Here is a 14257-nt window from a genome sequence, read left to right as displayed (position 1 = left end):
GAATCTATGCCAGAACTGCAGGCGTCTCAATGTCTCCGAAGGTGCACAAGCGCCATGACCTGGCCGTCCAGGGGTGATCCGAGCCGCAAGGCTGCATCGGAAGGCTGGCCCCGCAAAGGCAATCTGTCCTAAAACAGCACAAACGGCGGGGGCAGTATGAGCAAGGACAAGAGTCAGAACGGAAAGCCGGCCAGGCAGGGGCACGGCGATTGGCTGGAAGTTTTTCTTGCCTTCCTGCGCCTCGGCCTCACCTCTTTCGGCGGGCCGGTGGCGCACCTGGGCTATTTCCGGGAGGAATTCGTCACCCACCGCGGTTGGTTTACCGAGAAGAGTTACGCCGATCTGGTGGCGCTTGGCCAGTTCCTGCCGGGACCGGCCAGCAGCCAGGTGGGGCTCGGCATCGGCCTTGCGCGGGCCGGCCTGCCAGGTGCGCTGGCGGCCTGGACAGCCTTTACCCTGCCGTCCGCCCTGCTGCTGATGGTCTTTGGCTACGGTGTCCTGGCGCTGGGCAGCGACATGAACGGCGACTACCTGCGCGGCCTGAAGGCTGCCGCCGTGGCCGTGGTGGCGCATGCCGTCTGGGGCATGGGGCGCAGCCTCTGCCCGGACCGGGAGCGCCGAACACTGGCGGTGGCTGGTGCCACCCTGCTGGTGGTCTGGCCGCATCCCCTGGGCCAGGTGGGGGTGATCCTGGCAGGCGGCTTGATCGGGTGGCTGTTCCTGAAAGCCGAGACCGATACCGACCACACACCGCTGGACATTAGGGTGCCGCGCAGCCTGTCGGTGGCGGCCCTGGCGGTTTTCTTCCTTCTGCTGGCGGGCCTGCCGCTGTTGGCCGGACTGTTCCCTGCACAGGCACTGGCGCTATTCGATAGCTTCTATCGCTCCGGGGCGCTGGTGTTCGGCGGCGGTCACGTCGTCCTGCCCCTGCTGCAGGCCGAGGTGGTGTCGCCAGGCTGGGTTGGCGAGGACAGCTTCCTGGCCGGCTATGGCGCGGCCCAAGCCGTGCCGGGGCCATTGTTCACCTTTGCCGCCTATCTGGGCACGGTGATGGGGCCGGTGCCCAACGGGGCGATCGGGGCCGCCATCTGCCTGGTGGCGATCTTCCTGCCCTCGTTCCTGCTGGTGATTGGAGTTCTGCCCTTCTGGGAGCGGCTGCGACATTTCCAGCCCATGCGCCGGGCGTTGCTGGGCGTGAATGCGGCCGTGGTCGGCCTGTTGCTGGCGGCGCTCTACCATCCGGTCTGGACAAGCGGCGTGCGCGCACCCAGCGACTTTGCCCTGGTGCTGCTGGCCTTCACCCTGCTGGCCTTCTGGCGCTTGCCGGCCTGGCTGGTCGTTGTGGCAACGGCGGTGGCGGGGGCCGTGGTCGCCCAGGTCTTCTGAAACAGGTCTTCTGAAACGCCCCCGCGGCTGGCCGCACCGTCACATGTTCGGGTAGTTGGGTCCGCCCCCGCCCTCGGGCGTGGTCCAGACGATGTTCTGCTTGGGATCCTTGATGTCGCAGGTCTTGCAGTGGACGCAGTTCTGGGCGTTGATCACGAAGCGCGGATTCGAGCCGTCGTCGTCGCGCACCACCTCGTAGACACCGGCCGGGCAGTAGCGCTGTGCCGGTTCGTCGTAGAGCGGCAGATTGTGCTCGATGGGAATCGACTCGTCCTTCAGCTTCAAGTGGACCGGCTGGTCCTCCTCGTGATTGGTGTTGGAGATGAAGACGCTGGACAGGCGGTCGAAGGTGATCTCGTTGTCCGGCTTGGGATAGTCGATCTTCGGCATCTGGTCGGCCGGTTTCAGCGTCTCGTGATCCTGGTGTTTGTGATGCAGCGTCCAGGGCAGTCGGCCGCCGAAGAGCTTCAGGTCGATGCCGCCATAGAGCATGCCCAGCGTCATGCCCCAGCGCGCCGTGGCCGGGCGCAGGTTGCGGGCCTTGTGAAGCTCATCATGGACCCAGGAGTTGCGATAGGTTTCTTCATAGTTGTCCAGCGTGCCATAGCCTTCGTCACCGCCGGCCATGCGCTCGGCGATCGAATCGGCCGCCATCATGCCGGTCTTCATGGCGGTGTGGCTGCCCTTGATCTTGGGCACATTCAGGAAACCGGCCGTGCAGCCGATCAAGGCGCCGCCCGGGAAGGCCAGTTTGGGCACCGACTGGTAACCACCCTCGTTGAGAGCCCGCGCGCCGTAGGAGATGCGCTTGGCCCCCTTCAGCATCGACTTGATGGCCGGATGAAGCTTGAAGCGCTGAAACTCGTGGAAGGGCGAGAGATGCGGGTTCTGGTAGTCCAGGCCCACCACATAGCCGATGTAGGCCTGGTTGTTCTCCAGGTGATAGATGAAGGAGCCGCCCCAGGTCTTGTCGTCCATGGGCCAGCCTGAGGAGTGCAGGACCAGTCCCTCCTTGTGCTGGGAGGGGTCCAGTTCCCAAAGCTCCTTCAGCCCGATGCCGTAGGTCTGGGGATCGCTGTCATCGCGCAGGCCGAAGCGCTTCTCCAGATCCAGGGTCAAAGACCCGCGGCACCCCTCGGCGAACAGCGTGTACTTCGCGCGCAGCTCCATGCCCGGCATGTAGCCGTCCTTCTGGCTGCCATCGCGGGCCACACCCATGTCGTTGGTGGCCACCCCGGCAACGGCGCCGTCCTCGGTGTAGAGCACTTCGGCCGCGGCGAAGCCGGGATAGATCTCGGCGCCCAGTGCCTCGGCCTGCTCGGCCATCCAGCGGCAGACGTTGCCCAGCGAGACGATGTAGTTGCCGTGATTCTGGGTCTGCGGCGGCAGCAGCGAGACGGGCAGGGAATAGCTCTTGTTTTCGGTCAGGAAGAGGAACTTCTCCTCTCCCACCGGGGTGTTGAGCGGCGCGCCCTTGTCCTTCCAGTCGGGTATCAGTTCGTTGAGCGCGCGCGGCTCCAGCACGGCGCCGGAGAGGATGTGAGCGCCGACCTCGGAACCCTTCTCGAGAACGCAGACCGAGATGTCGTTATCGCTTTCGGCGGCCAGCTGGCGCAGGCGGATGGCCGCGGCCAGTCCGGAGGGCCCGGCGCCCACAATGACGACATCGTAGTCCATGTATTCGCGTTCCATCGATCTCATTCTCCCTTGTTGGATCCCCCGACCCATCCTGGCCGGTGGGTCCCGTTCCTTCGACCAGGAAACCTACTAGCGCTCCCGGGCGAAACTGTCACGGCGACCGGTTCTTATCCCGGTCCGCCTTCCGGTTGGTCTTTTCGTCATGGTCCCGTGGCGGTGATTGCCGTTCCTTCCCGGGGGAAGGGCTGCTAATTTCAGACCATGACGTCTGCAATGTCCAACAGAGAAGCACGGGCTGCCCTGGAGTGGCTGGTCGAGATGGGCGCCGATGAAGCCCTGGAGGAGTCGCCCCACGACCGCTTTTGCGCATCGGATCCCCCTCCGACGCAAGCCCCCGTGCCACCGCCTCCGCCGACAGCGGCGCCAGCGGCCTCTGCAACGCAACGTGGCGGCGGGGCAGGGCCGAGCGATGGACAGCCGCCCGTCTGGCGTCCCGGTGAGCAAGGGCCGCTGCAGCCGGCTGAAGCCGTGTTGCAGGACGCACGCGATGCCGCTGCCGCTGCCAGCGACCTGGACAGTCTGCACGAGGCGATCCGGGCTTTCGAAGGCTGCGAGTTGAAGAAGTCCGCCAGCAATACCGTGATCTATCGTGGCAGCACCTCTGCGAAGGTGATGCTGATCGGTGAGGCGCCGGGGCGAGACGAGGATATCCAAGGGCAGCCCTTCGTGGGAGCGGCCGGCCGCATGCTGGACACGATGCTGGAAAGCGCCGGCATCGCCATCGAAGAAGTCTATATCACCAACATCCTCTTCTGGCGCCCACCGGGCAACCGGACGCCGGATACGCGCGAGATCGGATTGTGCCTGCCCTTCGTGGAGCGCCAGATCGAGTTGATCCGGCCCGAGTTGCTGTTGATGATCGGCAATGTCTCGGTCAAGACCCTGCTGGGAACAACCCAGGGAATTACCCGCCTGCGCGGCAAGTGGTTCTCGTACCAGCATGAGGGAATGGCAGCACCCATCCCCGCGATCGCCAGCCTGCATCCGGCCTATCTTCTGCGCCAGCCGGCCCAGAAACGCCATGCCTGGCGCGACATGCTGGCATTCCGGGCCGCGCTGCGTGGCGAGGCGAAACCGGAGATCGGGTGAATCCGGCCGTCTGCGAGGGCATGCCGGGACTGTCCTGGCTTGTGGATAACTTCGGCGCTTCTATGGCTGGAAGATTCCGGGAAAGTGAATAAAATGCCTTCGGGGCATTGAAGAGGAAAACGGGCGGAAGGAAGATTTCGTGCTGACAGAAATCACATGGCGCAGGTCCTGCGCCATAGTGGTGATGGTTCTGTTTGCTGTTTTGTCCGGACAAACCGTCTTTGACAACGGGGCTGCGGCACAGACCACGCCTGCCATTATCCATGATACGAAAACGGCTGCCTTGCCACAGATCGGTCCGTCGCAACGCGACGGCTTGCCGAAGGTTCTGTCGGCTTCGGACGAACGACGGTATCGCGAAATCTTCACACTTCAGGAAGCGGGCCGCTGGTCCGCGGCCGATGCCGTGATTGCCCGTTTGGGGGATGACCGCCTGATGGGGCATGTGCTGTTCCAGCGCTACATGCATCCCACAGCCTATCGCTCGAGTTATCGCGAACTGTCGCAGTGGTTGAAGAGCTATGCCGATCATCCGGGCGCGAAGCGTGTTCACAAGCTGGCCATGCAGCGCCGCCCCTCCGGGGATGTCACGCCGCCTGCACCTGCCAACGGTGGCAGCTTGAATCTGGAGATGGACAGCGAGCCGGTGCAGGACTCGCAGGTGAGTGACAACCGTAGCGCGGCTGTTCGTGAGCAGGCCCGCGGCCTGCTGGCACAGATTCGCAGCAATGTCCTGAACACGCGCCTGACGATCAGCGAGAAAAGGCTGGCCAAGGCGGATGCGCAGAAGATCCTGAGCCGGCCCGAGTTGGCGCAGGCGTTGGGCACTGTTGCGCATGGCTGGTACTTCCAGGGCAACCTGGACAAGGCCCTGGCGTTGGCCGAGAAGGCAACGGAGAAAGCCTGGAAACACGCACCTCGCGCCCATTGGATCGGCGGCCTTTCCTCCTGGCGCCAGGGGCGCCTGGTCCGGGCGCGCGGGTATTTCGTTGCCCTGGCCTCTTCGCCGGCCGCAACGGACAACCAGCGGGCGGCGGGTGCCTACTGGGCGGCCCGGGCCGCGCTGAAACAGGAACGCCCGCAGGAAATGAGCCGCTGGCTGCGCGCAGCTTTGAAGTATCCGCGCACCTTCTATGGGCTGATGGCTCACTATGCCTTGGGCTTGCAGCCACGCTTCGATTTTGCCCGCTATGCACCGGCCTCTAGAATTCTGGAATCCCTCATGGCGCGGCCGCGTATCGCCCGGGCTGTGGCGCTTGCCCAGGCGGGGCAAGAGGAGAGGGCCCGCGAGGAATTCGCCCTGCTGGAAGGCAGTCTGAGTGGAGAAGAAGTCGAGGGTGTGCTCTATCTGGCCGACCGGGCCGGGGTTCCTTCGCTGGCCTACCGTTTGGCGGATATCATGGTTGGCGAACTGGGCTCGGACGACATGATGGGCTCGCTGGACGTGGGGCTCTATCCCATTCCGCCCTGGAAGCCTCACGGTGGATTCCAGGTGGACCGGGCCCTGCTGTATGCCTTCATGCGGCAGGAATCGAATTTCCAGACGCATGTCAGCAGCGGGTTGGGTGCGCGGGGCCTGATGCAGATCATGCCCGCAACGGCGCGCTATCTGGCCCGAAAGCGGGAAAGCCTGAAACCGATCACTGGACAGCCACTGGACAAGCCTGACATCAACCTGGCCTACGCCCAGCAGTATCTGCTCTATCTGATGGAATATCCGTCGGTGGGTGAGGACCTGATTCGCCTGATGATTTCCTACAATGCCGGGCCCGGTAACCTGCAGAAGTGGGAAGAGCAACTGGCCGATTCCAAGGGCGCTGTTCTTGAGGATCCGTTGCTGTTCCTGGAAAGCCTGCCATCCTACGAGACGCGGCAATTTGTCCGGCGTGTGCTGACCAATCTGTGGATTTACAGGAAGCGCCTGGGTCAAATACCGTCTTCCTTGGAGGACATGGCCAGTGGCGACTGGCCGCGCTACGCCTCCTATGACTGAAAGCCCCCTGCTGGGGCGGTGGCGAAGGACCAGCCCGCATGGCACCCATTGACGAAAACCTACCGTTTCTCTCGGTGAAGATTGCGATCCTGACGGTTTCCGACAGTCGTGCGCGGGCCGATGACAAGTCCGGTGACCGCCTGGAGGAGATGATCGGGCGCGATGGCCATCAGGTTGCGCGGCGCGAGATTTGCCGGGACGAGGTCGAAGCGATTACGGTGTTCCTGAAGAGTTGCATCGCAGACCCTGAGGTGGATGTGGTGATATCCACAGGCGGCACAGGGGTCACTGGCCGGGATGTCACGCCCGAAGCCTTCCGGATGGTTCTGGAAAAGGAGATCGAGGGGTTTGGCGAGCTGTTCCGCTGGATCAGTTACCAGAAGATCGGAACCTCGACTCTGCAGTCACGGGCCCTGGGCGGTGTTGCCAACGGCACCTATCTCTTCGCCCTGCCGGGCTCGCCCGGTGCCTGCCGTGATGGTTGGGAAGAAGTGCTTCGTCCCCAACTGGACAGTCGGCAGCGCCCCTGTAACCTGGTGGAACTCATGCCCAGGCTGCGTGAACAGCTGGCCTGACGCCGAGAACTCTTCAGCGGTTCTGGCACCAGCGCTCCAGGTCGCTGGCCTCGTCCACGTCGTACAGCCTGTCGACCAGGGTGCAGCTTCCCGGCAAGCGTTGCCTCACGATCTCGAAAGCCTGTGCCGTTCCCCAGGGTACTCCTGTGAAGTCTGGTGCCTTGCGTCTGTTCACTCTTGTGCCGATCAGCCAGAAGCCGCCATCCTCGGCCGGTCCCAGGACCCAGTCGCGGTGGTGCATTGCCCTGAGGGCGAGCAGGATGTGACGGGGGCGAACGGCGGCAATATCGGCGCCGATGACCAGGCAGGGTCTGGGAGGCGTTTTCCGATGAGGGGGAAAGAGTTCCCCCAGAATCCGCTGGCCCAGGTCTCCCGCCTGTTGGCTGTGGCGGGGAAGGCGCCGTGCCAGGGGGACAGGCGCAGGGCTTGAACGAGGGGTCAGGGCCAACTCCAGTTGCCAGCGTGGGTCGTTCCCGAGTGTCCGGATCAGCCGTTCCAGGTTGCGTCTTTGAAACTGCCAGGCGACCAATTCCCCACATTCCGCGGCCAGGCGCCGCTTTCCCGTACCGAAAAGCGGCTGTCGCGCCATGATGATCAGACGGGCGGGCGACTTCATCGGTAACCTCGCGCCAGGCGTTCCGGAGAGACACCCAGCAGGAAGAGGGCAAGCCGGCAGAGATTGAGGCTGGGGCGTTTCCACCAGCCCTGCTGCTCGTACTTCTCGGCCGAAGTCGTCACCTCCAGACCCAGTGGCTTCAGGCGCCTGCGGCCCAGCCGCCGGACAAGCTCCACGTCCTCCATGAGGGGCATGTCGCGATAGCCGCCAATCCTGTCATACATGGACCTGTGGATCAGCAGGCCCTGGTCGCCGTAGGGCAGGCCCAGTTTTTCGGCCCGCCAATTCGCCAGCCGTTCCACGCGCCGGGCCGCACTCTCCGCGCTGGCGAATTGCAGCCGTCCATGGCCCGCCATGTTCCGATTCTTCTCAGTCGTCATGAAACGTTCAACCGGCGTTGGCCAGTCGGCCGGCAACCGGCAGTCCGCATGCAGGAAGAACAGCCACTCCCCGCGGGATGCCAGAGCGCCCCTGTGCAGCTGTCCGCCACGGCCGGGCGGTCCTTGCAGGATGCGACAGCCCCGATCACGGGCCAACTGAAGCGTCCCGTCGCACGAGCCGCCATCGGAGACAAGGATCTCTGGTTCCAGGTCAAGGTCCGAGTCAGGCTGCTGCAGCAAGCTTTCCAGGCAGTTCGCCAACCCTGTACCCGCATTGTACGTGGGAATTATGAACGAAAGGCTGGGCACGTTGCTGCGTGAATCAGGGGAAGCTGCAGCGTTCGTGCGTGACCTCGACATATCCGCGTTGCTGCGCCTGAACCGTGAAGCGATGTTCGCGGTTGGATTCCACGACAGAAAAATGCAGCGGCAGTTCTCCCTCGAACTGGGACTCCTCACCACCGATAACCGTTGCCGTCACGCTCAGGGGTTGTTCTGGGTCGAACCAGGCTTCGGGATTGCCGTCTTCGTTCACGGCGGATTCTCCCGAGGCCGTGAGTGTAACGGCACCGTCGCCGAAGCTGGCGCTGTTGTTCCCCTCATTGGCAAAAATTGGTGTGCTGACCAGGAAGCGCCGGCTTCCGGTGGGGCCGCTGCAGTCGCGGTCACGGCTGACGGATTCGAGGACGAAAGCCAGCCGCTCGATATCCACGCCCTCCTCGATCCTTGTCCGGGCAAGGTCCAGAAGTTGCGCCATTTCGCCTTGCGGGACGTCCTCCTCGTAGCGCTGTTCCAACTGTCTGGCACGTTCCTGGGCGGCCTGCTGCTGGTTTTCCAGTCGCCCGTTCTCGCTCAGCAGTGTGCGCACCTGTTCGCGGCTGTCGGCCAGCTGCTGGCGCAGCGCATCGCTCTCGCCCTGGCCGATCTGCAGGCCCATGCCATAGGCCATCCAGCCAACAGCGCCCAGAAGTCCCAGGAAGATGAAAAACTTGATCACTGTCCAGCGCCGATGTTTGCGGCGGCGTTCATGGGGATCACGAAAACCCAAGGACATTCTTCAGGCGGCTCCAGTGCAGGGGTGCGACGGACTCAACAAGGGTAAAGGTAAATTCGGGCTCAAAACGTCGATCTGTCCACCCTCCACCAAGTCGGCAGGCTGGCCAAGTAAGATGTCTACCCTATACGCGGGCATGATACGAAGACAGAGCTGTTTGCCAAGCGTGTAGCATCAAGTCAGCCGGCAAAAGATCCTGTCATTCGTACAGGCTTTCTTGTTCTGTCCCGCGGCCGCGTTACACTTGCGGTTTGAAGCCAGAGAAAATGGGGCTGTCGGGCCGCAGACCTGCCGCGGTCATGCACAGCAGTGAAGTGAGGTGATGTCTTGTCTCTGATACCGGTTTCCATCCTGACGGGCTTCCTGGGCAGCGGGAAGACCACACTGCTGCGCCATCTGCTGTCCCGCCCCGAACTGTCCGATACGGCCGTGATCGTGAACGAGTTCGGTGAGGTTGGTCTTGACCATGTCCTGGTGGCCGATAGCGAAGAGCAGATTGTCGAGCTCAACAGCGGCTGTCTCTGCTGTACCGTGCGCTGGGACCTGGTTACGACGCTGGACACCTTGTTCACCAAGCGCGAGAGCGGCGAGATTGCGCCCTTCTCTCGCGTGGTCATCGAAACCACGGGGCTGGCCGATCCGGCGCCGGTGCTACACACCCTGATGAATGATCCGAAGTTGGCCGCACGCTTCCGGCTCGATGGTGTGATCACAGTGATCGACGGTGTGAACGGCCTTGCCACCCTTGATCGGCATGAGGAGGCCGTGAAGCAGGCGGCCGTAGCCGATCGCCTGGTCATCACCAAGAGCGATCTGCCCGAAGCGAAGTGCGCCGCGCTGGAAGCGCGATTGGAAAACCTCAACCCCGGGGCACGGCAGGAAAAGGCCGTCCTGGGTGATATCGCACCCGACGTGCTGTTCGGTGCCGGTTTCTATGCCCTGGAGGAGCGCGGCGAGAATGTGCGTCGCTGGCTGCAGGAGGAGGCCTATCGCGCGACGCACGGCGAGGGCGGCCACGATCACGACCATCACGAAAACGGGCATGGCGATGGCGGGCACGATGTCAATCGCCACGATGACCGCATTCGCGCCTTTTCCGTGGTGCGTGAGGAACCCGTATCCGTGGCGGGCTTCACCTTGTTCCTTGAGCTTCTGGTGGCCAACCGGGGCCCGGATATTCTGCGCGTGAAGGGCATTGTGAACATTGAGGAAAAACCCGAGAAGCCGGCCGTGATTCACGGCGTCCAGCACCTTTTCCATCCGGTGGTCTGGATGGATGACTGGCCGGATGCGGACCGATCGACGCGATTGGTCTTCATCACCCGTGACGTGTCACAGCAGTGGATCGAGAAGCTGTTGGATTCCCTGACCGCTCCACGCGAAGCCGCTGAAGTGGCTGAGTCCAGCCAGCCAGCAGACAAGGCAGGATAATGACGGATGAATTTTCGACGCCAGCCAGCGAGGCGGTTATCGAAGAGGTGATCGCCTCACTGAAGTTCGATACGGCGGGCCTGGTCCCCGCCATCGCACAGCAGCATGACAGCGGCGAGGTCCTGATGCTGGCCTGGATGAATGCCGAGGCGGTCGCGGAGACGCTGCGCCGAGGGCGGGCCTGCTACTGGTCGCGTTCCCGGCAGGCGCTGTGGCGCAAGGGGGAAAGCTCCGGACATGCACAGCGGCTTGTCGAATTCCGCTATGACTGTGATCGGGACGCCATCCTGCTTCTGGTCGAGCAAACGGGGCCGGCCTGTCATACGAATCGTCCCAACTGCTTCTTCCATGCCGTGCGTGGGGACAGCGTGCAGGTGATCTCGGTGCCCTCGTCCAAGGAATTGAGATAAGGCTGTCAGTAGGTTCTTATGGAGACCTGTCTGGTGGGGGCGCCGGATCAGGTCCCGGACGCCCGTGCCACGGCCCGGCAGAGGCGTGCCAGTGCTTCGCGGCAATCAGGATCGGCGATTGAGGAGAAGTTCCGCGCCATGTCCAGCCCCAGCCGTGGCTGTGTCAGGGGTCGTGGGGCCTGATTGGTGGAGATGTCCTCGAAGAAATAGGGGATCTGGATTTCCAGCGCTTCGGCGATATCGACCAGTCGCGCCACCGAAATGCGGTTGGTGCCACGCTCGTACTTGTGGATCTGTTGGTAGGTCAGGCCGACGCGCTGTGCGAGCTGTTGCTGCGTATAGCCCAGCTCGGTCCGGCGTTGACGAATGCGCATTCCTACGGACTGCTCGATATTTCGATTGGGGTTATCCATATTTCTCAGACGCTTGAACGTGAAGGTTGCCTTCGCCGATTGTATACCAAGTGCAGACAATGCCTTTTCTGCATTTCCGAAGGCAACTAAAAGTTATATGAAAAACTGCATATCTGTTACGTGATTTTGCCTGAGCGCTTTTGTCACGGGGATCTCGTGCGGATTTTAAGGGTTATGATAAACGCACTGGACGAAATAGATTTAGATTTTATACTCGTATAAGGAGTAAACTAAAGGTAGTATTTTGGTTGAACTTTCCTGCATTCCTTTCACTGGTTCGGGCCGAAAGAAGTCGTGACCTTTTTTGGGCTATGAAGAGGCGGGGATGTCACAGAATGGGATATCGCTCTGTAAATAAAGGATTTTTTCTGATCCTGTCTTCTGCGCTGCCCGATCGACCGGCATGGAGGGGGCTCGACGGTTTGCCTTTGCATGCGGACAATGCAGATAAAGAATGAGTAAATTTTTCCGGGCCTCCCGAGTTCCGGGGGGCGGGCTTTCGTGGCTGGAGTGAGCCAGGTGAACTTCATTATTTCTTAAGATGTGGAACCGATGCTGTCCTATCTCCTTACGCACAGGGCTTCGCAAGATGTGAGGCTTGGCGGTCAACAAAAGCTTGTACCAGGTAGGGGCAAAAAGCGGTGAGGCCGGAAGAACAAAGCGCTTCGCAATGGCAGGACTGGCACCGGGCGGTGGAGACCGCGGGTGATCTGGTCTACCGATTCGACCTTTCCAAGGGCACGCTGGAATGGTTGGGAAGCCTCGAATCCTGCCTGGGCTTGACCCAGGATGAGGTCCCCGAAACCCTGTCCGCCTTTCTCGAAAGAGTGCCGCAGGAAGATCGTATGCGGCGACAGATGATCCTGGATGACCACCTGCTGGGGCAGGGGGCCTATGATTGCGAATACCGTTTCCAGGATGGCCAGGGCGACTATCACTGGCTGCATGACCGAGGTGCGCTTCAGCAGGATGGTGCGGGCGGTCATGGAATCCTTTGCGGCGTGATACGCCGTGTCACCGAACGCAAGCACCAGGAAGCCCGTCTCGAGCGCCTGGCCTGTCAGGATGACCTGACCGCCCTGCCAAATCGCCTGTCCCTGAGCGAGGTTCTTCAGGAACTTCTCGACACGCAGGCCGACCAGAGCCACGAGGGCGCTTTCCTTGTCCTGGGCCTGGATTCCCTGGCACGTATCAATTCCGTCTATGGTTATGAGGCGGGCGATGCCGTCCTGATCGAGGTTACCCGGCGGATCCAGAAGTCCTTGCGTCCTGGTGATTCTCTTGGACGCATAGGCGGAGATCGTTTTGGCCTGATCCTGAGAGCGAGTCCCGAAGAGCAGGTGCGCCGCGTTGCCCAGGCCATGAGGGATTGCGTACGCGAAGCGCCCGTGTCGATCGTGGAAGGCGAACTGCATCTTTCGGCCTCCATAGGCGGTGTGCTGTTTGCCGAGGACGAGGGGCATGCCCTGGACCTGATGGCCAAGGCGGAAAGCGCCCTGTTCGACGCCAAGAAATCCGGTCGCGATTGCATCTCTTTCTATGCGGTCTCCGAGGAGCACCGCCAAAGGGTGCGCGCCTGCATGGAAACCGGAAATGCCGTCAAGAATGCGCTGACGGACGGTCGTCTCTGCCTGGCCTATCAGCCTGTGGTCGATGCCAGGACCCATGCCGTGCGCTTCCATGAATGCCTGGCACGGCTACAGGATGCCGAGGGCAACCTGATTCCGGCGGCTAAGTTCATACCTGCCGTGGAACAGCTGGGCCTCATGCGCCTGCTGGACCTGCACGTGCTGAACCTGGTCCTTTCCGACCTTGAGCGCCATCCCAGCATCACGCTCGCGCTCAACATCTCGGGGCTGACGGCCGGCGATCACGATTGGCTTCGCACCCTGGTGCGGCGCCTGAAAAGCCGTCCGCAGGTGGCGCGTCGCCTGATTGTCGAGATTACCGAGACGGCGGCCCTGCTGGACGTGGACGAGACGGCCTGTTTCGTGGCCCAGGTGCGCGAACTGGGGAGCCGTGTGGCCCTGGACGATTTCGGAGCCGGCTTCAGTACCTTCAATCACTTGAAGGCCCTGACCGTCGATTTGGTGAAGATCGACCGGTCCTTCATACGGGACATTTCCCGCTCGCCGGAAAACCAGCTCTTTCTGCGCAACCTCTTGAGCCTGGCCCGCGCCTTCAAGCTGGAGACCCTGGCCGAGGGGGCCGAGCGGGGGGAAGAAGCGGCCTATCTGGCGCGTGAAGGCCTGGACATGATCCAGGGGTATTATTTCGGCATGCCGGAAGTCGCACCGAATTGGCGAAATCAGTCAGGCGTGCCCGGTCTGGACGGCGGGCACAGGTCTTCGTCCATCCTGCTTGGTGGGCAGAAGGACCTGCAGCTTATCTGAGGGACCGGCCCTGTCGGACCTTATTTCCTGTTTTTCGATAGCTTTCCCAGTTCATCGCGAAGCTGCTCGACCTGTTTCTGCAGTTGCTCGAGCTGTTCCTCGCGGTTCTGGGCGCTGGTGGAGGCTTCTTCCTTGCCAGTCGAACTGGCACCGCTTGTCGGCTCCTGGCTCTGGCCCGCCTGCGTGTTCGGATCGCCTTCGCCGGCGAAGGGCGTGAACATGCTCATCGTGCGCTGCAGCATGGCCATGTTCTGTTTTCCCAGTTCCTCCATGTTGCCGAAGGGAAAGACCCCGCCCACGGTGTCCTGCATGTTCTTGGCAATGGCCTCCTGGTTGGCGGCGAAGGCTTCCATGGTCTGCTCAAGGTAACTGGGCAGCATCCAGCGCATGCCGTGGCCGTAGAACGAGATCAACTGGCGCAGGAAGGAAATGGGCAGCAGGTTCTCGCCCTTGGCCTCTTCCTCGACGATGATCTGGGTCAGGACGGAGCGGGTAATGTCATCGCCGCTCTTGGCATCATAGACGACAAAATCGACGTCCTCCTTCACCATCTGGCAAAGATGGTCCAGGGTGACGTAGCTGCTGGTTGCGGTATTGTACAGTCTGCGATTGGCGTACTTCTTGATGGTAATCGGTGCCGAATCGGCGGTCCGTTCTGATTTCTCCAAGGTTCTACGCCTCACTGGGTTGTGGCATGCACCGCGCATGCTTGCGGTGTGAAGGAATAGTGCTGCCCCCGGCGGGGCACTGTCAATCACCCCGCATTGCGGCGATGCCTGCTTTTACCGTCCTTGGCCTGTGTCATGGCCTTGTCGCAAC

13 protein-coding genes are annotated in these 14257 nt (G+C 62.1%); 7 read left to right on the top strand and 6 right to left on the bottom strand.

Annotated elements, in window-relative coordinates:
• Window positions 1-156: 156 nt before the first annotated feature.
• Window positions 157-1386 (top strand): chromate efflux transporter, encoded by a 1230-nt coding sequence (chrA, locus tag BP38_RS0103610; RefSeq protein ID WP_035723531.1) that lies wholly within the window; start codon window positions 157-159, stop codon window positions 1384-1386.
• 39 nt (window positions 1387-1425) lie between these two features.
• On the opposite strand, the gene BP38_RS0103605 is transcribed toward chrA, so the two are convergent.
• A complete protein-coding gene (locus BP38_RS0103605; protein WP_026986615.1) occupies window positions 1426-3078 on the bottom strand; it encodes an electron transfer flavoprotein-ubiquinone oxidoreductase in 1653 nt (550 codons plus the stop codon).
• 219 nt (window positions 3079-3297) lie between these two features.
• Between BP38_RS0103605 and BP38_RS0103600 the strand changes: the two genes are divergently transcribed.
• The 3 genes from BP38_RS0103600 to moaB all read left to right on the top strand — a co-directional run bounded on the left by BP38_RS0103600 (window position 3298) and on the right by moaB (window position 6741).
• Window positions 3298-4173, top strand: coding sequence for a uracil-DNA glycosylase (locus BP38_RS0103600; RefSeq protein WP_035723528.1), 876 nt, complete (start codon window positions 3298-3300; stop codon window positions 4171-4173).
• Window positions 4174-4312: 139 nt separating this feature from the next.
• Entirely contained in the window at window positions 4313-6166 is a 1854-nt protein-coding gene (locus BP38_RS18810) for a lytic transglycosylase domain-containing protein (protein WP_051608930.1), read from the top strand.
• A gap of 38 nt (window positions 6167-6204) precedes the next feature.
• On the top strand, window positions 6205-6741 hold the full coding sequence (moaB, locus tag BP38_RS0103590; RefSeq protein ID WP_026986613.1) for a molybdenum cofactor biosynthesis protein B: 537 nt from the start codon (window positions 6205-6207) through the stop codon (window positions 6739-6741).
• Between the two features lie 13 nt (window positions 6742-6754).
• On the opposite strand, the gene BP38_RS18805 is transcribed toward moaB, so the two are convergent.
• From BP38_RS18805 to BP38_RS0103575, 3 genes are read right to left on the bottom strand one after another with little or no spacing between them, the layout of a single operon-like run.
• Window positions 6755-7357: a TIGR04282 family arsenosugar biosynthesis glycosyltransferase gene (locus BP38_RS18805; protein ID WP_035723525.1), complete on the bottom strand. Its 603-nt coding sequence runs from the start codon at window positions 7355-7357 to the stop codon at window positions 6755-6757.
• On the bottom strand, window positions 7354-8097 hold the full coding sequence (locus tag BP38_RS0103580; RefSeq protein WP_051608929.1) for a TIGR04283 family arsenosugar biosynthesis glycosyltransferase: 744 nt from the start codon (window positions 8095-8097) through the stop codon (window positions 7354-7356). The genes BP38_RS18805 and BP38_RS0103580 overlap by 4 nt, the downstream gene beginning before the upstream one ends.
• Entirely contained in the window at window positions 8060-8791 is a 732-nt protein-coding gene (locus BP38_RS0103575) for a hypothetical protein (RefSeq protein WP_026986611.1), read from the bottom strand. Before BP38_RS0103575 ends, BP38_RS0103580 begins: the two co-directional genes overlap by 38 nt.
• A 327-nt stretch (window positions 8792-9118) precedes the next feature.
• On the opposite strand from BP38_RS0103575, the gene BP38_RS0103570 reads away from it, so the two are divergent.
• Window positions 9119-10222, top strand: a complete 1104-nt coding sequence (locus BP38_RS0103570; protein ID WP_026986610.1) for a CobW family GTP-binding protein — start codon at window positions 9119-9121, stop codon at window positions 10220-10222.
• Window positions 10222-10632, top strand: a complete 411-nt coding sequence (gene hisI, locus BP38_RS0103565; protein ID WP_035723522.1) for a phosphoribosyl-AMP cyclohydrolase — start codon at window positions 10222-10224, stop codon at window positions 10630-10632. The genes BP38_RS0103570 and hisI overlap by 1 nt, the downstream gene beginning before the upstream one ends.
• 47 nt (window positions 10633-10679) lie before the next feature.
• Here hisI and BP38_RS0103560 read toward each other — a convergent pair whose 3' ends face one another.
• Window positions 10680-11006 carry a helix-turn-helix domain-containing protein gene (locus BP38_RS0103560; protein WP_245602311.1) on the bottom strand — a complete coding sequence of 109 codons (327 nt, stop codon included), beginning with the start codon at window positions 11004-11006 and terminating at the stop codon, window positions 10680-10682.
• Between the two features lie 680 nt (window positions 11007-11686).
• On the opposite strand from BP38_RS0103560, the gene BP38_RS0103555 reads away from it, so the two are divergent.
• Entirely contained in the window at window positions 11687-13438 is a 1752-nt protein-coding gene (locus BP38_RS0103555; protein WP_081816437.1) for a putative bifunctional diguanylate cyclase/phosphodiesterase, read from the top strand.
• Window positions 13439-13458: 20 nt separating this feature from the next.
• Here the strand turns inward: BP38_RS0103555 and phaR are convergent, their stop codons facing one another.
• Window positions 13459-14106 carry a polyhydroxyalkanoate synthesis repressor PhaR gene (gene phaR / locus BP38_RS0103550; RefSeq protein ID WP_026986606.1) on the bottom strand — a complete coding sequence of 216 codons (648 nt, stop codon included), beginning with the start codon at window positions 14104-14106 and terminating at the stop codon, window positions 13459-13461.
• Between the last annotated feature and the right edge of the window lie 151 nt (window positions 14107-14257).

It is taken from the genome of Fodinicurvata fenggangensis DSM 21160 (assembly GCF_000686045.1).
Classification (GTDB): domain Bacteria; phylum Pseudomonadota; class Alphaproteobacteria; order Kiloniellales; family DSM-21159; genus Fodinicurvata; species Fodinicurvata fenggangensis.
The sequence above is the reverse complement of the archived record's forward strand: the minus strand, read 5'-3'. Positions and strand labels throughout refer to the sequence as shown.